At 37.5% G+C, this 22,075-nt stretch carries 21 protein-coding genes; 13 read left to right on the top strand and 8 right to left on the bottom strand.

Translation table 11 applies throughout. From position 1 onward, the window contains the following. Positions 1-33 precede the first annotated feature (33 nt). The 4 genes from acnA to F938_RS09140 all read left to right on the top strand — a co-directional run bounded on the left by acnA (position 34) and on the right by F938_RS09140 (position 5,948). Entirely contained in the window at positions 34-2,790 is a 2,757-nt protein-coding gene (acnA, locus tag F938_RS09155; protein ID WP_005031061.1) for an aconitate hydratase AcnA, read from the top strand. A 133-nt stretch (positions 2,791-2,923) separates the two neighbouring features. After that, positions 2,924-3,694, top strand: coding sequence for a tRNA threonylcarbamoyladenosine dehydratase (locus F938_RS09150; RefSeq protein WP_005031060.1), 771 nt, complete (start codon positions 2,924-2,926; stop codon positions 3,692-3,694). A 558-nt stretch (positions 3,695-4,252) separates the two neighbouring features. Further along, positions 4,253-5,362 (top strand): DUF695 domain-containing protein, encoded by a 1,110-nt coding sequence (locus F938_RS09145; protein ID WP_005031059.1) that lies wholly within the window; start codon positions 4,253-4,255, stop codon positions 5,360-5,362. Between the two features lie 76 nt (positions 5,363-5,438). After that, on the top strand, positions 5,439-5,948 hold the full coding sequence (locus tag F938_RS09140; protein ID WP_005031058.1) for a hypothetical protein: 510 nt from the start codon (positions 5,439-5,441) through the stop codon (positions 5,946-5,948). 171 nt (positions 5,949-6,119) lie between these two features. Here F938_RS09140 and F938_RS24485 read toward each other — a convergent pair whose 3' ends face one another. Then, a complete protein-coding gene (locus F938_RS24485) occupies positions 6,120-6,257 on the bottom strand; it encodes a hypothetical protein (protein WP_004827656.1) in 138 nt (45 codons plus the stop codon). 101 nt (positions 6,258-6,358) lie between these two features. Between F938_RS24485 and F938_RS09135 the strand changes: the two genes are divergently transcribed. Continuing rightward, positions 6,359-7,249: a LysR family transcriptional regulator gene (locus F938_RS09135; protein WP_005031057.1), complete on the top strand. Its 891-nt coding sequence runs from the start codon at positions 6,359-6,361 to the stop codon at positions 7,247-7,249. A 74-nt stretch (positions 7,250-7,323) separates the two neighbouring features. Here F938_RS09135 and dusA read toward each other — a convergent pair whose 3' ends face one another. Then, on the bottom strand, positions 7,324-8,340 hold the full coding sequence (gene dusA / locus F938_RS09130; RefSeq protein WP_005031056.1) for a tRNA dihydrouridine(20/20a) synthase DusA: 1,017 nt from the start codon (positions 8,338-8,340) through the stop codon (positions 7,324-7,326). Between the two features lie 135 nt (positions 8,341-8,475). Here dusA and F938_RS09125 point away from each other — a divergent pair, with 135 nt between their 5' ends. Next, complete coding sequence (locus F938_RS09125; protein ID WP_005031054.1) at positions 8,476-9,618, top strand: site-specific integrase; 1,143 nt, start codon at positions 8,476-8,478, stop codon at positions 9,616-9,618. Here the strand turns inward: F938_RS09125 and F938_RS09120 are convergent. After that, positions 9,602-9,877, bottom strand: a complete 276-nt coding sequence (locus tag F938_RS09120; protein WP_005031053.1) for a pyocin activator PrtN family protein — start codon at positions 9,875-9,877, stop codon at positions 9,602-9,604. The two genes, F938_RS09125 and F938_RS09120, sit on opposite strands and share 17 nt — an antisense overlap. Positions 9,878-10,014: 137 nt before the next feature. Here F938_RS09120 and F938_RS09115 point away from each other — a divergent pair, with 137 nt between their 5' ends. Next, positions 10,015-10,911 (top strand): hypothetical protein, encoded by an 897-nt coding sequence (locus F938_RS09115; RefSeq protein ID WP_005031052.1) that lies wholly within the window; start codon positions 10,015-10,017, stop codon positions 10,909-10,911. Between the two features lie 590 nt (positions 10,912-11,501). Here the strand turns inward: F938_RS09115 and F938_RS09110 are convergent. After that, positions 11,502-11,840 (bottom strand): hypothetical protein, encoded by a 339-nt coding sequence (locus tag F938_RS09110; protein ID WP_005031051.1) that lies wholly within the window; start codon positions 11,838-11,840, stop codon positions 11,502-11,504. A 164-nt stretch (positions 11,841-12,004) separates the two neighbouring features. On the opposite strand from F938_RS09110, the gene F938_RS09105 reads away from it, so the two are divergent. After that, on the top strand, positions 12,005-13,642 hold the full coding sequence (locus F938_RS09105; RefSeq protein ID WP_005031050.1) for a helix-turn-helix domain-containing protein: 1,638 nt from the start codon (positions 12,005-12,007) through the stop codon (positions 13,640-13,642). Between the two features lie 410 nt (positions 13,643-14,052). Next, positions 14,053-14,997, top strand: coding sequence for a YagK/YfjJ domain-containing protein (locus F938_RS09100; RefSeq protein WP_005031049.1), 945 nt, complete (start codon positions 14,053-14,055; stop codon positions 14,995-14,997). 62 nt (positions 14,998-15,059) lie between these two features. Here F938_RS09100 and F938_RS09095 read toward each other — a convergent pair whose 3' ends face one another. Genes F938_RS09095 through F938_RS09085 form a run of 4 tightly spaced genes read right to left on the bottom strand, consistent with a single transcriptional unit; the run spans position 15,060 to position 16,334 of the window. Then, on the bottom strand, positions 15,060-15,713 hold the full coding sequence (locus F938_RS09095; RefSeq protein ID WP_005031048.1) for a hypothetical protein: 654 nt from the start codon (positions 15,711-15,713) through the stop codon (positions 15,060-15,062). Positions 15,714-15,723: 10 nt separating this feature from the next. Then, positions 15,724-15,948 (bottom strand): hypothetical protein, encoded by a 225-nt coding sequence (locus F938_RS09090; RefSeq protein ID WP_005031047.1) that lies wholly within the window; start codon positions 15,946-15,948, stop codon positions 15,724-15,726. Then, entirely contained in the window at positions 15,949-16,077 is a 129-nt protein-coding gene (locus F938_RS24870; RefSeq protein ID WP_005031045.1) for a hypothetical protein, read from the bottom strand. A gap of 2 nt (positions 16,078-16,079) precedes the next feature. Next, complete coding sequence (locus F938_RS09085) at positions 16,080-16,334, bottom strand: hypothetical protein (protein WP_005031044.1); 255 nt, start codon at positions 16,332-16,334, stop codon at positions 16,080-16,082. A gap of 613 nt (positions 16,335-16,947) precedes the next feature. Here F938_RS09085 and F938_RS09080 point away from each other — a divergent pair. From F938_RS09080 to F938_RS09065, 4 genes are all read left to right on the top strand, one after another. Next, on the top strand, positions 16,948-19,095 hold the full coding sequence (locus F938_RS09080; RefSeq protein ID WP_005031043.1) for a hypothetical protein: 2,148 nt from the start codon (positions 16,948-16,950) through the stop codon (positions 19,093-19,095). A gap of 209 nt (positions 19,096-19,304) precedes the next feature. Continuing rightward, positions 19,305-19,592 (top strand): hypothetical protein, encoded by a 288-nt coding sequence (locus F938_RS09075; protein ID WP_005031042.1) that lies wholly within the window; start codon positions 19,305-19,307, stop codon positions 19,590-19,592. A 55-nt stretch (positions 19,593-19,647) separates the two neighbouring features. Continuing rightward, positions 19,648-20,688 carry a DUF932 domain-containing protein gene (locus F938_RS09070; RefSeq protein ID WP_005031041.1) on the top strand — a complete coding sequence of 347 codons (1,041 nt, stop codon included), beginning with the start codon at positions 19,648-19,650 and terminating at the stop codon, positions 20,686-20,688. Positions 20,689-20,870: 182 nt separating this feature from the next. After that, complete coding sequence (locus F938_RS09065; protein WP_005031039.1) at positions 20,871-21,914, top strand: YqaJ viral recombinase family nuclease; 1,044 nt, start codon at positions 20,871-20,873, stop codon at positions 21,912-21,914. Positions 21,915-22,075 lie beyond the last annotated feature (161 nt).

Below are 22,075 nucleotides of genomic sequence, written 5' to 3'. Positions count from 1 at the left end.
TAAGAAATTAACGCCAAGCTGGAGGTTCACTCAATGGCAAAGTATGGTCGTATAAATAGTTTGAATTCGCTACAGAACTTAAATGTCGGGAATTCAACATATAAAATTTTTAGTTTGAAACAAGCCCAATCTGAATTGGGTGATATTTCAAAACTACCGAAATCACTCAAAGTACTGTTGGAAAATTTACTGAGATTTGAAGATGATCTCACCGTAAAGCGAAGTGATATTCAGGCAATTGTAGATTGGCAGAAAGCGAAAACCTCAGATCAAGAAATTCAGTATCGACCAGCACGGGTATTAATGCAGGATTTCACTGGTGTTCCTGCTGTTGTCGATTTAGCTGCAATGCGTGCTGCTGTTCAGGCGGCGCATAAAGATCCAAATATAATTAATCCTTTATCTCCTGTAGATTTGGTGATTGACCATTCGGTAATGGTGGATCATTTTGGAACAGACCAAGCCTTTGATGAGAATGTTGAAATTGAAATGCAACGTAATGGTGAGCGTTATCAATTTTTACGTTGGGGGCAGTCATCCTTTGATAATTTTAGTGTTGTTCCACCGGGTACCGGGATCTGCCATCAAGTTAATCTAGAGTATTTGGCGCAGGCTGTTTGGTTAGGTGACAGTGATGGTGAAAGCTATGCTTTTCCAGACACTTTGGTCGGGACTGACTCACATACCACCATGATCAATGGTTTGGGGGTATTGGGCTGGGGTGTTGGAGGCATCGAAGCTGAAGCAGCAATGTTGGGGCAACCGATTTCGATGCTGATTCCTGAAGTGATTGGTTTTAAATTAACAGGCAAGTTAAGAGAGGGAATCACAGCAACCGATTTGGTATTAACCATTACTCAAATGCTACGCAAAAAAGGCGTGGTTGGTAAATTTGTCGAATTTTACGGTGATGGTCTTGCAGATCTACCGCTTGCTGATCGAGCAACCATTGCCAATATGGCACCTGAATATGGAGCAACTTGTGGTTTTTTCCCCATTGATGAAATCACACTTGGCTATTTAAGATTAACAGGTCGACAAGATGATCGGATTGCACTGGTAGAAGCTTACTGTAAAGAACAAGGATTGTGGCGTAATACTGGAGATGAACCTGTATTCACCGATACTTTGGCATTGGACATGAATACAGTTGAAGCCAGTGTTGCAGGACCAAAACGTCCGCAGGATCGTGTCGTATTACCTGATATTCCAAAAACCTTTAGTGCACTGATGGAATTGGACCTTAAACCTGCCAAAATTGAGAAAGAACGCTTAGTGAATGAGGGTGGGGCTGGCACAGCCATCGACTCAAAACAATCTGCATTACAAAATGAAGAACCGCATTGTATTATTGATGGTAAACGTTATCCATTGACCGATGGTGATGTAGTGATTTCTGCAATTACGTCATGTACCAATACATCTAACCCAAGTGTAATGTTAGCAGCAGGCTTATTAGCCAAAAAGGCTATAGAGAAAGGCTTGCAACGTAAGCCGTGGGTTAAAAGTTCTTTAGCACCTGGCTCTAAAGTCGTGACGGATTATTTAGAGGCGGCAGGATTGCTGTCATATTTAGACCAGTTGGGCTATAACCTTGTGGGTTATGGTTGTACCACCTGTATTGGTAACTCAGGACCATTGCCTCAGCCGATCGAAGATGCAATTCAATGTTATGACCTCAATGTGGCATCCGTGCTTTCAGGCAACCGAAACTTTGAAGGACGTGTGCATCCATTGGTGAAAACCAACTGGTTGGCTTCTCCACCATTGGTTGTGGCGTTTGGGCTATTGGGCACGATACGCAGTGATATTACCAGCACAGCATTAGGGCACGATCAACAAGGTCAACCAGTATATCTCAAAGATATTTGGCCGAGTCAAATCGAGATTGATGAGGTGCTGCAAAAAGTGAATACGCAGATGTTCCATAAAGAATATGCGGCAGTTTTTGATGGTGATGAAAAATGGCAAGCAATTCAGATTCCTGACTCTGAAACCTATGAATGGGATGAACAATCGACCTATATCCGTCATCCTCCATTCTTTGAAGGCATTGATCAGCCCGCGAAACCAATTAAAGATATTCTCAATGCCAATATCTTGGCCGTTCTTGGTGACTCAGTCACTACAGACCATATTTCTCCTGCGGGGAATATCAAGAAAGACAGCCCAGCGGGGCGTTACCTAGAAGCGCAAGGTGTGGATCAAAAAGACTTCAATTCATATGGCTCACGTCGTGGTAATCATGAAGTTATGATGCGGGGAACATTCGCCAATATTCGTATTAAAAATGAAATGTTGAATGGTGAGGAAGGCGGCAACACACTGTATATCCCAACAGGTGAAAAATTGGCGATCTATGATGCTGCAATGAAATATCAACAGGATTCGACACCTTTGGTGATTATTGCAGGTAAGGAATATGGTACAGGTTCTTCACGAGACTGGGCAGCCAAAGGAACCAACCTTTTGGGGGTGAAAGCGGTAATTACCGAGAGTTTTGAACGGATTCATCGTTCAAATTTAGTCGGTATGGGGGTACTTCCTTTACAGTTTGTGGATGGGCAAACCCGTCAGTCGTTAAATTTAACTGGTCATGAGCAACTGTCGATTTATGGCTTATCGGATGATATACAACCGCATCAAACCTTAGACGTGGAAGTTAAACGTGCAGATGGTTCACAAGATCGTTTCAAAGTGTTATGCCGTATTGATACCTTGAATGAAGTGGAATACTTTAAAGCAGGTGGTATCTTGCATTATGTATTACGAAACTTAATTGCTTCCTAGTTGAACGCTTCTACATAATTTTTCAGTTCTCCAAGCCCTGTATACGGTACAGGGCTTTTTTTATTGCATCTAGGCAAGACACATTGTCGAGAAATGAGTAAAATAATGCGGTATTTTTGAGTTGATGCTGAACATGACTGACCATTCTACTGATGATGAATATGAACGCCGTTTTGCTGGTGTTGCCAAGATTTATGGAGACGATGCGTTTAGTCATTATGAAAAAAGTCATGTGATGGTGATTGGCATAGGTGGAGTTGGTTCATGGGCTGTGGAAACCTTAGCCAGAACGGGTGTTGGAGAGCTAACACTGGTCGATATGGATTCAGTCGCTGCTTCAAATATCAACCGCCAATTGCCCGCGATGAGTTCAACTTTAGGGATGGAAAAGATTGAAGTCATGGCTGAACGTTGCCGTTCGATCAATCCACGAATCAAGATCAATTTGATAGATGATTATCTCAGCCCTGAAAATGTCAAAGAAATTTTAGAAAATAGACCCGATATTATTTTAGACTGCATCGATGATGTAAAAGCAAAATTTGCGCTGATGTTGCATTGTCGTTTTAATAAAATTCCCCTGATTGTTTCAGGTGGGGCAGGTGGTAAGTTAGACCCTTTAAAAATCCGTGTTGCTGACTTATCTAAAACAGAACAAGATCCTATGCTTGCAAAATTACGTAGTCAGTTACGTGCCAAAGGTATTTGTAAAAAGCCAAAAGAAAAGTTCGGTATTACATGTGTTTATTCGATAGATAATCCATTTTCCAGTGCAGATGTATGTGCAAGTGCAGGTTTGCGCTGTGGTGGTTATGGCTCGGCTGTAGTGGTAACTTCTAGTTTTGCGATGGTTGCTGTTGCAGAAGTATTAAAAAAATTGGATCGTATTCGACCAAAAAAGTAATTACGTGAGTTTGATAAAAATTCTTGATGAAAGATTATATCGTTAAACTGGCTGATTATTCATACGAGTGATTTCGATGATTCATTTATTTCACCCTTTTGAATCATAGATGGTCTTGCTATCGAGAGGCGACATGGATGTCGCCGTTGGGTGGAGGTTCAGGACGTACCTCTCACCCAACGAAAGATTTTTGTCACTTTTCATCTCTGAAAAGTTAGGCATTGCCTACGCAAAAGAATTTAAACTTTAGAAGTAAAGCATGGAAGTGCAAGCTTTAGATCATCAAACAATCTATTGATTGCTTTCATTTTATTGATCAAGAGAAATGAAATGCTATTGATAGTTGCGCTTGCGGAGCTCCGCTCCTCATCCTAAAATTGCATGAAAACTCAGCAAGACTCCGCAGATATTTATGATTTTTCAATTGTTTGAAGATTTGATTGCATCGAACTCAGGTTAATTGTTAATTTTGCTTCATTATTGCTTGAGCACATTTAAAAACGAGATGAATTGAGTTAAATTAACCTGATTCATAAGCAATAATAGAGAATAATCAAAATGAACTTTTTTAAGAAACTATTTGGCAATAAACAACAAGCGATACAAAGTAATCAAAACCGTTATGCTGAATTTTGGCAATGGTTTCAGCAACATCAACAGCATTTTCATCGAATTGTCGATGAGATGAATCGAGACACGATTGAACAAGATTTTTTTGATCGATTATCGCCTGAATTAGCCAAAGTACATGCTGGGATTTTTTTTCTTACCGGAATGTCTGATCCAGAAACTGCTGAGTTGATACTGACGCCAGATGGAGTGATTGCTAATATTATATTTGTTGAGGAACTGGTGGCTGCTGCACCAGAAATTGCGGGCTGGAAATTTACCGCATTGAAACCCGCAAGTGACATTCATCAAACCAGTATCGCGATGCATGGACATGAATTTAGTCAAGACACCTTATCTTTTTATTTAAGAGATCATGCAGAATATCCAGATGAAATTGATTTAGTCGTTGCGCATGATCAATATAATGAAGAGCAAAAAGGTGAATTTTTACAAGCAGTTTATATTTTCTTAGATAATTATTTGGGTGAATACGATGCAATCACCAAACTGGATCAGGTGTCTGTCCAGTCGAAACAAGATGCTGAAAAAGAATTGATGCCTATCGGCAATTTAAAAAATATTTTAATTTTAAAAAACAGTGAAATCTCGCGTTTAGATAAAGTCACACGCTCCAACACAGATGAAGATGAATATATTAGCCTGCAAGGAGAAACGAATGAGGGTTTGCCACTCATTGCAATTCTAAACAGTACTTTGCTGGATTGGGATCAAAAAGCGTCACATCCATGGATGATGATTATTGAAATTAGCTACGATGGTCAAAACTCGAGTGGTATGCCCCCTTCAAAAGAATATGAACAACTTGAAAATATAGAACAAGCACTATTGGCTGAGCTAAAAGACGTTGATGGTTATTTAAATATTGGTCGTGAAACTGGGAATAATTTAAGAAGCATGTATTTCGCTTGTAAGGATTTTAGAAAACCGTCCAAAGTGATTGATCAACTTATTGAAAAGTATCACAAAGACTTCGACATCGATGTGAGTATTTTTAAAGATAAGTATTGGCGTAGTCTGAATAAATTTGGTCGATAAATTAAATATTTATGCGCTGAAATACTGATGACAGCGGTTTCAGGTTTAATCTATAAAATATGGATGTTGAATAACCATGTTTAGATGGGTAAATCATTTACAATTTAATCTTGGTCAGATCATACTGTTCATCTTGGTGATCGTGGGTATAGGGTACGGTTGTTATGCAACGGTTCTCCACTTTCAAACAGCCAGCCAGTTGAATGAAGCGCGTAAAGCAATGGATGATATCAGGCTAGTGCTGATTTGGTCAGTCAAGCAGCAGCCGAATGCTGTGGTAAAAACATGTAATTTTAACAATATACAACATGTGATCAAGCAAGATGAATTAAAGAGAATGAATCAACTACTCAATTGGAATTTAAATATTGTGCAGCAAACACAATATGTTGAGCATATAAAAGTGTATGCAATGAATGATTTACACACATGTATGATTAAAGCCTATTTTAAAAATAATCATTTTGTGAGTGAACATCTTGCTGGCAAGTATATTGCCTATCAATATGATCTAAAAAATAATAAAACAGAATGTTTGACTGATATAGAAAAGTATTCTTTAGTGAAATCCTGTACACGTTTATAGGATAACATGCCCAGTACATATTGATATGAATACATATCAAAGTTGTTTGTAAATCAAATCATGTCTGTTCTGATGGATGGTCTACTCATCGATGGTTGAATTTGAATAAGGATTTATCAGTATTCACAAACGATAAGCACTTGAGTTGCTACTTTAATAACGATGGTCAGTTTAGTCTTGTAAATAAATAAACGCTGATGGTTCGACTGCTTGCCCTGTTTGTGCAGAGATAAAACGATCAAAGCAACTCAATAAAAGAAAAATGCCAACGATACTGATAAAAATCAGGATTTGCTTAGAAATACTCATCGTTTTTCTGCCTAGATACTTTACTTAAATTCAGTCTAGTGAAGTTTTAAAATCTAATCTAATATAGAAAAAAGCATGATTGATCTAATTTTGAGATGAATATGACCACACTCAAGCAATTTAATTATTTGATTAGAATCGTTGAAGAAGGCGGTTTTATTGCGGCAGCTGAAAAATTATTTATCGCTCAGTCAGCATTAAGTCGGCAGATCAAACTATTAGAAGAGGAAATTGGATTTGAAATTTTTGATCGCAGTGACAAGAAAATAAAATTGACCAAAGCTGGGCAGTTTTTCTATCTGCAAGTGAAAAACAATTTGTTAAACCTCAATCATATTATTGAAAATGCAAGAGAAATCTCAAGTGGTCTACATCGTTTAATTAAAGTCGCACACTCAAGCACCATCAGCATGAGTTTAGAAAAAGTTCAGTTATTTGATCAAGTCGCTAAACAACAAAGTATTAATTTTGAAATCAATAATTTATCTTCTGAGGATCAGGTCCTTGAATTATTGAAAGGCAATATTGATATTGGGTTTTTTCGCCCACCGATTCTAAATAGTATGGATGGATTAAGCGCTGTTCAATTATATGATGAACCTCTATATGTTGCTGTTCATCAAGATCATCATTTAGCAAAAGCAACTACAGTCAAAATTCAACAATTAGAAGATGAAGACTTTGTGTCAACACCTCATGCAGAACGTGGTGGGCTGAGCTATTTGGTGTCTAATATTTGTTTAAGTGCTGGTTTTGCACCTAAAAAAGCCCGAGTTCAATCTCGAAAAGTTTCGCAATTGCAATTGGTTGCTGCAAATATAGGGATTTGTATCGTTCCTGCTGAATTCAAAAATATAGTGCCTGAGCAAGTCAGGTTGATTGCTTTGGATATTGAACAGGCTTCCTCTGATGTTTTTATGGCATGGAACAGTCATGCTGATGATGCAGTGGTGAAATGCGCCAAAGAATTAGTCAAATGCTTTCAACAGTGAGCATTGATAAACGATGTACTTGACAGCACATCGTTTAATATAGACTTAATTTTTGATGATTGCGATCAGTTGAATTATACGGATTGCTCTCGAATATAGTCTTCAGTCCGTTTCATTGCTTCTTTAATATTGACAATAGCATGTTCAACATCAGCAAATGTTTTGGCATTGCCACCACTTAAAGCTTGACGCCATTTACGAGCACCTGGCAGGTTTTGAAATAACCCGAGAATGTGACGGGTAATAATTGACAACGGTGCACCTTCTTGCATCCGTTTGGCAATATAAGGCAACATTTGATCCATAATTTCAAAGCGATCAGGCAAATCTAAATCCCAAAGCTGTCCCAACTCTGCTAATAGGTATGGATTATGATAAGCCTCACGACCAATCATGACCCCATCGACATGTTTTAAATGTTCTTGAGTTTCAGCAAAGGTTTTAACCCCACCATTGATTTCGATCAGCAACTCGGGACGATCTTGTTTTAAGCGATATACATCTTCATAACGGAGTGGGGGAATGTCCCGATTTTCTTTTGGTGATAAGCCTTGAAGTAATGCAATACGTGCATGCACAATAAAGTTATTGCATCCAGTTTTTGCTACAGTATCGACAAAATTTAGCATTTCTTCATAAGATTGCATGTCATCAATCCCGATTCGATGTTTTACCGTGACGGGTATATCAACTGCATTACGCATTTCAGCGATACACTCAGCGACTAAATCTGGTTCAGCCATCAGGCAGGCGCCAATTTTGTTATTTTGCACGCGGTCGCTTGGACAGCCCACATTTAAATTGATTTCATCATAGCCCCAGTCTTGCGCCATTTTGCTACAGGTGGCAAGTTCTTTTGGGTTTGAGCCACCGAGTTGTAGAACAATTGGATGTTCTTCATGGTTATAGTCCAAATGACGATTTGCCCCACCATAGATAATGGCACCTGTGGTGACCATTTCTGTATACAGAATGATGTTTGGATTAAACAAACGTGCAAAAAAACGATAGTCACGAGTTGTCCAATCCATCATCGGAGCAACACTGATGCGAGGTTCTTTAGTGTTATCAATGGTTTTTTCAGTAATCATATTAAAAAACATACCTTTACAGTGTTGCTGATTTTGGTTTATTTCGATTTTTTACGCCTTATTTCGCACTATTATTTTTGATATTTACGCCAAATTACGCCATTATAACCTTAAATCAACAATAAGGCGTAAATCATGGGAACAATTTCACAGCGTAAATTAGCCGATGGAACCATACGCTTTCGAGCTGAAATTAGAATAAGCCGTAAAGGGTTTGCAAATTTCAAGGAAAGTAAGACGTTTAGTTCTATGCGACTAGCTCAAAAATGGCTTGCAATGCGTGAAGAGGAAATCGAAGAAAATCCAGATATTTTGTTAGGCAGATCGGATGTGACGAATATCACTTTAGCCAATGCCATAGATAAATATCTTGATGAAGTTGGCAATGAATATGGTCGTACTAAAACCTATTGTCTTCGCCTAATTCAGAAATTTCCAATAGCTCAATATATTATCACAAAAATTAAGCCAGCCGATATTTCAGAACATGTCGCTTTGCGTAAGGCTGGTTATACTAAATTGGATTTAAAGCCGATAGCGCCAAGTACGTTACAACATGAGTTATTACACATTCGTGGTGTGTTGTCTCATGCCTCAGCCATGTGGGGTGTAAATGTTGATTTGGCAGGATTTGATAAAGCAACGACACAATTACGCAAGACTCGACAAATATCTTCGAGTAGTAAGCGTGATCGTTTGCCTACAACAGTAGAGTTAAAAAAACTGACAGAATACTTTTATCGAAAATGGCAAAAACCTGTTTACAGTTATCCCATGCATTTAATTATGTGGTTTGCAATATTTTCATGTCGTCGTGAGTCAGAAATTACTGAAATGTTATTGGCTGACTACGATGTGGATAATGAAGTGTGGAAAGTACGGGATTTAAAAAATCCGAATGGTTCCAAGGGAAATCATAAAGAATTTAAAGTCTTAGAGCCTTGCCGAAAAATGATTGAACTTTTACAAGTGAAGAGTACGAGAAAGCGTATGTTGAGTCGAGGATATGATAAAGATTTATTTATTCCACTTAGTCCTAAAACGATTGGTAGTGAATTTAGGAACGCATGTAAGTTATTGGGTATTGAGGATCTGCGATTTCATGATTTGAGGCATGAGGGCTGTACTCGTCTTGCGGAACAGGGATTAACCATTCCGAAAATAGAAGAAATTAGTTTGCATGATTCTTGGAGTAGTTTGGAAAGGTATGTTTCTGTAAGAAAAAGAAAGAAAACAATGGAGTTGGAGGAAGTGTTACCCCTCATTGGTGAAGAGTAACATGATCTTGAGCGGCATATTTATACTGTTGATCTAGGACATGAGCTAGATCTTTGACATGCACAAAGTATGGAGCTTTTTGGCTCTTATCTAGTCGGAAGCAAGAAAATGGAAAATCCTGATTTCTTGCTTTTTCTAACATTTTTACTTTACTGAGATGAGGGTAGTAATCTTTGACTACATCATCTAGTTTTACTGTCGTGCTACGATAGCGCATAAATAAGTAGTCGGATGTGGAAAGTTGAAGAGCACTATTCATGAATTGATTCCTGTCATTTGGGCTGATGTGCTCACTGTAAATTTACTGAGTATCAGAAAGTAGAGCAGTACTCATGTATAAAAAAATATTAGCATTATCCTGTTATAATATTTTGTAATATAAGGGATTAAATAATTATGGATTCGAAAATAATTTCAGATCTAGCGTTGCTCGAACAGAACATTCTTGAGAATTTCTGTTACTACTATCAGTGTGATTTAGAGGCAGAATTGGGAAATCCATTATATGCAGCAATGACAGACAAAATCATGCTCCGTATGAAAGAAAATGATTTTCGACTCAGTGAGCAAGCATTAAGTCTGATAGAGGGGAGTGATGATATTAAATTGATTCCTTTCAAGCCAGACCAAGTTTTTGAACTTCTAGTACAGATCAATAGCTTAAGAGAAGATATGGAGCAGTTGAAAAAGAAGCTCCAAAAAAAACGTTACTCAAATATTTTAATGACGTATGTTGATGTATTGGGAGGGAGGATATATTTAATTTACAATACGGCTCTTGAAAGGCAAGCTAAAACAACAAAAGCAGCAATAGAAAAACATACAAAAAGCTTGTACCCAAGACGAGAAATAATATGCAGAGTCTTACGTGAGCAGGTAGTTCAACGTGGTCGTAAATGGGATAATCCAACTCAGGCGGTTACATCAATTATTCCTATATTGATCAAAGAATTTGAAAAAGATGATGTCATTTGGATCAAGTCTAAAATTACTCGCATGCAAGATGAGCTTCAAAAACTTGAACAAGATGATGTCCCTATGTTTGAATCACGGTCAGATAATTTAATAAAACGTAAAAAAGCATCATCTACTGTAAAAGCTAAAAAAATCAATAAAATCCAAGTTGAAATTAAAAAACTAGAAAGTATTCTTCATTCTAAAAATCCTTCACTTAAGCTGAAGGATTCGAATTATAAAATGCCATATAACAACACTGCTTATTTAGATGAAACGATCATCCATTGGTTGAGGGGACAACCTGAAATATTGAAGGAAATATTGAATTCAATTTAAGCTTATTTGTTGGTGAATGGTTTTATTGGGTTTGTAAGGTACTTTGGCACAGCTTTCTGTTTGTTATCAGTTTTTTCCTCTATGCCATCATGAATAATTTCCCCTTGTTTAGTAAATCCTGAAGGTCGTGGATAAATAAGTGGGTAATCGTTTTCGGAAATAGGCGAAAGAGTTGTATGAAGGGGATTTGTGGTTTCTGATTTGAGTTCCAGTGTCGCTTTTATGCGGAGAAGGTTGTTATTAAAATCAGATTGTAAATTTGATTTTATTATCCTACGAAAGTTCTCCTTTTCTTCGTCACTTTGAGAAGCATAAATTTGGTCAAGGTCATCTTCATTCGGAAATTGGTTTTCTAGGACTTCTAATTTTTGCTGGGTTGAAACCCATTGGCTGAATAAGTAATCCTGAATTTTCTCATTGAGTGCATGTGCTGTCTCAAGCTCTAATTTGTGCTTACTATTTAGATACGCTTCAAAATCTCGCAGTTTTTGAATTTGTTCCTGTAATTTATTAATTTGAATTTGTTGCTTTAATTTGTCTTCATCAAAACTATTAATGACATGTTCAAGTGTCCCTGAAGCACTGCTATGTTAAAGCTTTTTTTTGATTTGTTCAAGCTTGGATGTTGAGCTTTTACTTATTCTTGCCTGAATACGGCTTTTGTGCTGTTTAGAGGTTTGGTGCTTGTGCTCCCTAAATTTTTTACGAATGGTTTCATAGAAATCTTTAGATGCGGCGACAAATTCTTTTGTTGAAAGTATGGCTTGTTCTTGATCATAACCGAATAAGATTTGGGGTTGGGATATAGACACTGTAAATTGTTTTGGGGCTAATTTGCTCCATGCATCTTTATTTTTTTGGATGAAATCTTCCTTAGCTTTACTGTCTTTCTTTATCCAATTTTCAAAATGTTCGTATGGTCTTGTCATGATGAGCATTCATATGAAATTAATAGAAGGAATAATATTAACTTATTAGTAAGTTGATGTTAACTATAATGTTAAATTAATATTTACTAAATTTTAATGGTTGCGTATTTGAGGTTTATCATCCATATTTGTGAAATTACAAGTGGGTAGTGTTCGATAGATTCATGGAAGATAGATTTTTACTTTTTTTACTTGCTCATGAATTTTCTCCTATTACTTTGAGCCCAACAGCACGATGGTTGTTACTCCAAATAATTCAAATGTATGGAGGGCAAGAATTTTGTTTAACATCTGCAATGAGTGCAAAGGAGTTTGTATTTCATGATAAGAAATTGCAGACAACGCTGAATGAGTTACAAGAGCATCAAATAATTGTTAGAGGAATTGATGAAAAATCTTGCAAAGAATTTGTAAGAATAGATATTGAAATGTTTGGTCTTTGGGGGAGTGTAAAAACGATAGGTGATTTTGAGAAAGAGCGATGGTTCTCTAAGATGATGAATCATGAACTTCCGCTGAAGGCTCTTTTTTTTCACCTTGTCGATACCAAATTAAATGACTTTTATGTACATCACTTACAACATACTAAACCGATATTATTTGGAAAAATAGATTTCAAAACGGCATTGGTATTAATGGTATTGGTTAGACATAGTAATCAATTTGGAATTACCAATAAATGCGGAATTCATAAATTAAAGCATAAAACAGGACTGTCTAAAGATGCGATCTTTCGGTGTATCAAAAAATTAAAGCAACAGGGACTAATACGTACACGAGTCGATGGTACTCAATCAAGCAAGATTATCAGTCGAATGAATCCATTTTACGCACTCAACTTATCGCATGAGCTTTGGGGGGATAAAGCTCGATATGGTCGATTTTATATTGAGAAAAGTAAACCCACTCAGCTTTTTGAAGTACAACGGGTAGGTCGTTTATTTCAGTTGTTTAAAACCTTTAATAGAGAATTGGACTATTGTTTAAATTTTAGACAAGATCCACATTCAACATATATCAGTTTGATACAACATGAACCAAGAATATTGAGTGATCGCTTATGCCAGCGAACGGTATTCATTTTTGAAAATTCATCCAAAATGGCTCAGGATGATTTAGAAAAGGAGCTTGTGCTTAATTTATTGAGTGGTTACTTTGAATTAAAAAAATACCCTTTAGCTCAGTCGTGGTTGAAAGAACTAATTAGCTATAATGAGTTGAACACCAAGTCGAATAATTTTGTTAACGCTTCGATGGCTTGCGCATTATTTCAGTGTTATTTGGAACAGTGGAGTTTAGAGTTATATTCCTCCTCAGCTAGATTGAAGCAATTATTACTAAATTTTGATGTTGTAGAAGTAAATGATCTCAAGAGGCTTGAAAAAAACCTTAAGCTAAGTTCTTTGCTTCAGATAAATGATCGCGATTTGAGTAGATTCTTCGAACAAGAAATTCAAAGTGTTACCTTCTTAATTAGTTTTTTACTGACATTGATTGCAAACAATAAGCTTTATCCGTTCCTTGCTAAGCAAAGTAATATTAAGCAGTTGAAGCCTTTCAGTATTATGCCTCGTTCATATCATCAACAAACATATAGCTGCATTTTTATGATTGATCCAACCCTACGAGCAAATGAGTTTTGCTTATTGGATGAAGCAGATGATGATTTCTCTGAGTGTCGAAAACACAAAAATCATGATTCAAATTTCAGTTCTTTTGACTCACCAAGTTTACAGCAATTACAAGATTTTGGTTTGCTTCCTGTGGAATGTAGGGGGGTAGATTGCTTAGTTAATATTTAACTATATTGGCGTAACTTTAGCCTAAGCAAATTTCGATATATCTTTGGATATATCGATGGTTAGCATCATATGGTTCAATGATCTTACCGAGGCAATAGCTTAAGGTACTTAACAGGTATCTTATATAATTATCTATAAGTAATATATTAATAATATAAACAATATCTTATCTAGTTGAGTAAGTACAATGAGTTGCTTAGTTCAGTATAGCCCATACTCAAATGGGCTATAGATAACGTATCCATATCATGTCACTAAAAACATGCAGAACTAACCCTATAGTATGTTCCAAAGTCTATGAGCATATTCAGTAGAGCAGGATGACCACAACATCCTGCTTTAGAATCAAGATCAGTAAAAAAATATATTCCTCACTTACATATGAACCTTATGTTTCAGTGAGAACCTAAATGTCCCAGAATAATCCATATGATCTGCTTTATCATGAAGCAGAAGTATTGGCAGCAGTAGACCATTTCATTCAAGAAGTTTGCTTAGGTAGTTATGATCTATATCATCAAAACTTTATGATAGACCTACAAAAATTAGTTCATTCATTTAAGCCAATCTATAACGCTAATTTTTTCTATTGCAATACAGTGCAGATATTCATTGAGGTGGTGAACATCGTTGATCACACACTCAGTCTAATGCCACAGGCAGACTACGATTGTATAGACTGTTTTGATGAGATGACGGTATGGCATATATTGACTTACATCCAGTCATTATCAGGCTGTGTAAAACAGCAACTGATCGATTTTCAACAACGTGAATTAAAGAATCAGCAAAGCCTATTCGACTATACATCCTCATTGATCAATCACTATGCAAGACTATTAGTTGTACGTGTGGATTTATCCATTCTTCAGGAATATCAAGCCTTATACAACATTCAGGCATTTAACAAAGCATTAGACACTTTGCTTCGTCGAATCGCAGATCAGGATACTTGCTTTAATGCTTTGCAGGGTTATGCATGGGCATTAGAGCATGGTGTTAGCAAAGGCTATCACTGCCATCTTCTGCTTATGTACGATGGGAATGTACATCGAAGTGGTTTTGAAATGGGGCAGTGGGTAGGTGAGTGTTGGGAGCAGATTACACATGGCTGTGGTTATATTTTTAACTGTAACCATCCTGACTATATGGATACATATAAAGCGATGGGAACATTAGGCATTGGTATGATTCATCGTGATGTTGAGCATGAAGTTTTTAACTTTCTTAATTATGCTGCCCCTTATCTAGTGAATTGTGAAAAAGAGCAGCAGCATCCGAGAGGAAAAGATAAGTCAAACATGCGTAGTTTCGGTAAAGGTGTGATCGATTCGAAAAACCGAAGAGGTTTATAAGTATTGAATTTTTAATAGAGAACACTACGAATACCGTGTTCTCTATTCCATATTTACTAACCTCAAAAAGACAAACTCACATTGCCTTGGTCGGTCATTAATTCAGCTTCAAGGACTTGATCACCACGGCATTTCAACAAGTACGATACCGTTGAACTGTAGCTCATTTGTACAGGCATCTTGCTATGAAAGTCAGCTGTGTAATAACCACAACGACCACGATTAATTTTCATGCCTTGTAGAACAAAAGGCTGATCGCTGGTCGATTGAATTTCGAGAATATATTCAATTGCCCCTTGTACATTAAAAGCAGATTGAGACTCACGACTAGTAATTTGAGCACGAACGGATAATGAAGGTTGTTCCATTTCCATGGGAATATGATTGCTGTATTCAGCGTTATTTGGATCAAGATCAGACTCCATCATAGATTTCAGTGCTTCAGGATATTTATCCCAACTCTCAAGAAATGACTGAGCTTGTTTGACCGCAGCAGGCAAATACTCGGTATCATTTTCTACAATCTGAGTTAAGGCTTGTACCTTGGCTTCAACCTCTTCCTTGCTATAGGGAGCATATTTGGATTGTTCATTCTGAGCAGTAACATTGGACGAACTAGATGCTTGAGCCGTTGTACTTTTCTGAGTTGGCTGATTATTCTGATTACATGCTATCAGTAAACTAGATAACATCACAGTGGAAAGTATTTTTTTCATAGTTTGGCACTCACTTAGAACGCATAGTCAGAAAGCCGACCAAACATAGAATCAAAATTCCACCAATGATTTTTCCTACCGTTGGAAACATCACCGCAGGCCAAACCAAACCTTGTCCGATATTGTAGGCAAAAGACTTGTAGTTATATTGCCCCCAAAAGTGCTGATAGATGGCGAAGAAAAAACCAATCAACACGTAGCCACTGATTATCCATGCTTTAATATTTGAATTCATTTACTTTCCCCCAATTGCATATTTTGCCAATGCGATAAATAGTCCCATCACGATCATGAAGCCAATAAATGGCAACCCTAAAAAGCAAATCACTGCAATCACGCAGATGATGCCAGCAAGTGTTCTCATAGCTACTCCTTCATGCACTGATAGGAAATATTGACCATATCTCTCTGGAAGGATTCAGTTTGCTGCAAGGTGTAGAGGTTTTCTTTAAGCCCATCTTCTCCATAATTATTTTCAAGTTTGTCGTAAATACATGAACAGGTACTGCCATCAATGCCACCTGTTTTACAACCACTAATAAACTGACGTTCTGTTTTACTGGCACAACCTGAAGCCATTAATGCAATTGAGATGAGTACAAGTGAAGTTTGAGTTTTCATCATTTCCCCTAATTTTTTATTGTGTTATTTGATGTGTAATAAATTTTGCTGAATGAACTAAAGTGTAGATGTGACAAAGCTTTCCAAGGCTAGACAGCGTTTAGATTAGTCAAATAAGCAAAAAATTTATGAATGCTGTTAATGCAATAGAGGAATAGAAAATCGTTTTAGGAAAAACAATAAAGATAGAAAAAGTTTAGTCATGGCGACTACTCCTGTATGTATTAAGAAGCTCTACCAACTTACTGCTAAATAATGGTGGCAGAACGAAAAGGGGTTAGCAGACTGGACATACAGAACCAGCACGCGCGGACGCGTCCCCCTCCCGTTCTACCGCAAAGGGGGACGAGAAGGTTTTACGCATAAGAGATACTCAGAAGAATAAACCCTGATGCGCTGTATGAAACGGTCTGCTAAAACCGACTGACAATGTAGGTCAGCAGTTGAATGATAAAATTAAGGGTGGATTTAGTCAATTCAGCTAATGAAAATATATAAATAAATCAATAATTTTATTATTTTTAATACACTAGTACTTTTTCAATTTTAAGTAATATAATTCTGATGTCTAAAATAGTAAATTATCTGAAAATTCAAAAAATTAGGGGGATATATGAATTTTAAATTACTTAAAGTACGACTAGATAGAATTAAAACTCAAAAACATACACTTACTCCAGAAGATATGTTGATGTTAGTTACTCAAGAAAAAGCTGATCTTAATTCGGGGTTTTTCTCTCGCTTATTTAGTGTGACTATTCCACAAAAATGGGAATTTTCTACCAATTCATCTGAGGAAATTGGCGTTTCTTTAGAATTGGTTGAATTGATTGAAACAGTATTTATCCCTCACTATCAGGGGCATGCAAAAAATTATGCTTGGTTAGAGCAATGTATTTTATTCAAACTCAAGCATCAAGCGTCGATGAATATTTCTGAATTAGTCAGTCGGTATTTATCGAAGATTGAAAAAAGTGAACATTTACAGATTAGTCGAGAGATCTTAAAAATTTTATTTGAGCGTGAGCCTAGCAATGCTGTCATTAAAGCACAGGCAATAGTGTACAAACGTAGTGAAATCTATACCAGCGCTATAGAAAAGTTTGAGTACTATTTTGAGCATTGTCCTTATCAAGAAACATTATATTTTGATTATCTTGAATGCTTAATAATGCGGAAGAATGTTATCTATAATCAGGAAAAAGGAGAGTTTGGTGATTTGCAATATGCTGTATATTTACTTTGCTCTATAGACGATGTGAAAGATAGAGCATTACAAGGGAATCTACTCAATCGTGCTATAACAGCCCTTTTACCAGAAGACGTTACTGCAACTCGTCCTGAAGATACTAATTTCTTAGCTGACATGGGACGTGGGCTAAATAGTTTTAGTAAGGGAGTTGGTACATTTTTTGGAGGGCGTGATTCGCAGATTCCATATAGTGAGGGAATTATTGCGAGTGCACCAAAACTTTTGAAAAATCAGAAAATTGTTGAGTGTCTTAATCAAAATCAAAAAGCACAAAAAGAGCTCGAAAAAATATTATCAGATCAAGGGCTAAAGGTGGGTGTGGGCTTAACAGCTTCGGCATATTCTTTGGGATTAATTTGGGACTATGCACATATTGATCCATCTTTATTAGATGCATTGAGCTTTGCATCAAAAGGTAATCCTGAAAACTTAAATACTTTACAAGACATTTCAGCGAACACACTAGATAGTGCAGGAGCAGTGACTCGTTTAACTGGATATGTTGCTGAACAACAAGTTGCACTGAATCTACAACAACAAGGACATACAGTTGAATTTCCCGACAGCGCAAATCAAGCAGGATATGATTTGATTGTTGATGGTACACCTATGCAAGTTAAGTGCTCAATGGATGCTGATTATGTATTAAGTCATTTTGATAAGTATCCAGATATTCCAGTGATTGTGAACAGTGAACTTGCAGAGCAGTTAGGTAATCATCCGATGGTGTTAGTGGATACTGCTTTAAGCTATGACGCTGTACGGGAAACTACGGGTGTTGGATTAGAGCAAGTTTCAGATTTTGCGGATTTGGGAGATATGCTACCAATCCCACTATTGACGATTGGTTTAGCGGCATATCGAAATTATGGTGATTTTAATTCTGGTAAAGTTGATGGTGAGCAATACTTAAAAAATGTTGGCAAAGAAACTGCTGCAATTGCTGGAGGAGCAATGGCAGGGTCAATGCTATTCGGCGCATTAGCTGGTCTTGCTACAGGTGGTGTCGGAGTCATTGTTGCTGGTGGTATTGGTGCATATATGGGCAGTGTTGCAGGTTCTACAGGTGCTAATAGTATGAATCGAGAAGCCTTATGTAATCAGAGAGATATCGTAGTGAAATTACTCATTGAATTCGCAGCATGGTTTAATGAAAATTTATTGGTTCATCGAACAAATGTACTATTCAAACAACTGCAAAGTTTTGAAACTTATATGTTGAATAATGCAGATCGTATCGTAACCTTTAGTACTTTGTTGATTTATCAGCATGAAGCATATATGCGTGCTTATCATCTGAATCAATGGATTTTACATAAGTTGCAAAAAGGTAATGAAATGGAAAAAGTTCAAGCTGGTTGGGTAGCTATTGATGAATCCAGTAATTTTATATCAATTGATTTACAGCCAAAAATTAATGAAATTAATCGCCAATTAGAAATTTATAGAGAACTTGCTAAACCCGATTCAGCACAGCCTAATCTTTCTCATCAGCTTAAACCTGCTTGAGTGTTGGAATAATATCAATAGTTGTATTTGAAAAAATTGGAGAGATCATTTACTAATTGAAAAAGTAAATTTTAATTCATTCCAAATAATTTCACATACATAACATCCTAATGAGAATCATGAAACTCTTTTGAGATCACATGAAAATATGAAAACAGAGCCTGCCATTGAGCAGGCTTTTTTGTGCCCAAAATTTAAGGAGTCGAGCCATGAGCTTGAGCTGTCCCTTTTGTCATTCAACGAATGTGATATTGGTTGAAGCAAGTACACAACAATCAAATAAAACCTTAACCAATTTGGTCACACCGACCACATTGGGTGCATTGGGAACCACGGTTGCAAAGTCTTTCAATCTGCCACCGATTGTCGGTGGAATTGCAGGAACAGTATTGGGTAGTGTGTTGAATGCATTCACTGAACAAAGCACACCATCACAGCAGAATTTGTGCTTTTGCCACAACTGCTACCAAAAATTTCCAACGCATCTTTTGCACTAAAGAATATTCATATCCACACAGATTCAAATTTCAGTTTAATAAAAGGAATACAACTATGGCACATCAACTTGAACAAATGGCTTATGTCGGTGAGACCCCTTGGCATGGGCTAGGGAACCAACTGACACAAAACCAACCGATTGAAGTCTGGGCACAGCAGGCAGGCATGGACTGGCGGATTGAATCTTCCAATGTCAGTTATATGGCACAGAATGAACGAGGGCAAAGCATCATCATGCCTTATGAAGAACAACGTGTTTTATATCGCTCTGACACTCATGCACCGTTATCAGTCGTCAGCCAACGCTTTCAAGAAGTTCAACCACGAGAGATTTTAGAATTCTATCGTGACTTGACTGAACAATCAGGCTTTGAGCTTGAAACCGCAGGCGTACTCAAAGGCGGTAAGAAATTCTGGGCATTGGCACGTACAGGGCAAACATCCATGTTAAAGGGCAAAGATGTTAGTAATGGCTATATGCTCTTGGCAACAGCATGTGACGGAACCCTTGCTACCACCGCACAATTTACCTCGATCCGAGTGGTGTGTAACAACACTTTAGCGATTGCCTTAAAAGGACAGAACAGCAGTGCAGGTGTGGTCAAAGTTCCACACAGTACTAAATTTGATGCAGATAAGGTCAAACAGCAACTCGGTATTTCAGTACGTGCATGGGAGGAACACATGTATGAAATGAAGCAACTGACACAACGTAAGGTGAGTCAGATGGAAGCCTCTGCTTATTTTGATGCAGTATTCAATAACAGCACCATGAACAACGTATTAGATCAGGAGGACAACATCATTCAGTTCTACCGTGATGTTGCATCTCAAGCCCAAGCCAATGCGAAGGACAAAGCTGAGCCGAATGCCAAAGCGATGAGTCGAGCTATGGCAATGTTTAATGGTCAAGGACGAGGTGCGGAGCTAAGTTCAGCCAAAGGAACAGCCTATGGATTACTGTGCTCGATCACTGAATTTATCGACCATGAACGTCGTGCCATGAGTACCGATCATCGACTTGATTCAGCTTGGTTCGGTGCAGGCGCAACCATGAAACAACGAGGATTGGAACAAGCGTTAAGCATGATTTGATCATGTAAAAAACTAAATTTCAGTCATGGAAAGTTAGACCTATCTAGGCATTTTTTAAAGGAATATTAAATTTTAAAAATTATGAAAACCATCGCTTCGGCGGTGGTTTTTTTATGCTCATTTTTTGTAATCCACATCGTTTTATACCACCAATTATACCGTTAAAAAATCAGGAGTTAAACATGAATACAGCAATATTAAATCCATCGATTCAACAGGCAACCACACCCTTTATTGCACCAAAATTGTTTACTGCAAAACGCTTAGTCAATACCAAAAATATGACTCAAGCCGAATGGTTAGAAGTACGTCGTCAAGGGATTGGTAGTAGTGATTGTGCCGCAGCGTGTGGACTCAATCCCTATATGTCGATGCTTGAACTATGGATGATCAAAACGGGACGAGTCAAACAATCCATTGAAGATGAAAGTTCAGGACATGCACCTCTATATTGGGGTAAACAACTTGAACCTCTAGTTGCTGAATACTACAGCATGCACACCAACAATAAAGTTCGTCGCATCAATGCGGTCTTACAACATCCCGAAGCCGATAAGCATTTTATGTTGGCAAATTTGGATTACTCTGTAGTGGGCAGTGATGAAGTCCAGATTTTAGAATGTAAAACCGCAGGAGAACATGGTGCAAAGTTGTGGCGAGATGGTGTGCCTTTATATGTACTCTGCCAAGTACAACATCAACTCGCAGTGACAGGCAAACAGGCAGCACATATTTGTGTGCTGATCTGTGGGCATGAAACTCGTATCTATAAAGTCATCCGTAGTGAAACCGTGATTAAGCACATCATCAATGCTGAACGTTACTTTTGGGAATGTGTCGAAAAAGATACACCGCCTGATGTCGATGCCAGTGAATCGGCAGCCAAAGCCATTCAACAGCTCTACCCCCAACATGTGCCCTTAACCGTGGAAGACCTCAGTCAAAACGAGCACGCCAATCGATTATTTAGCCAATTGTTGAAAGAGAAGCATCACATTGAAATCCACCAAAACAACTTTGATGAAACCAAACATCAAATTCAAATGTTGATGAAGGATGCAGAACGAGCCACCTTTACCACAGGTTCAGTCACATGGAAGAGATCCAAAGACTCGATTGGCTTAGACAGTAAGGCTGTACTCAAACTTCATCCCGAAATGCTTGAGCAATTTCCACAAAACAAAGTTGGGACACGACGTTTTCAAATCTATAGCGATGATGACTGATTTCATCCAGATGCTATATCCATGAAATTTCCAATCTTTCAAAAAGCGCAAAAAACCGCCCCGATTCACCAACACCCGAAGGTGTGGTGAACCCAAATGGCAGTCTTTGCGCAGTCATAGCTTTTCATATTTCTGTTTACTTACATAACAATGGGTAAGCA

The sequence above is a fragment of the Acinetobacter bereziniae LMG 1003 = CIP 70.12 genome (assembly GCF_000368925.1).
GTDB lineage: Bacteria > Pseudomonadota > Gammaproteobacteria > Pseudomonadales > Moraxellaceae > Acinetobacter > Acinetobacter bereziniae.
Note: the sequence above shows the minus strand (reverse complement) of the source record. Positions and strands in the feature narration are given on the sequence as shown.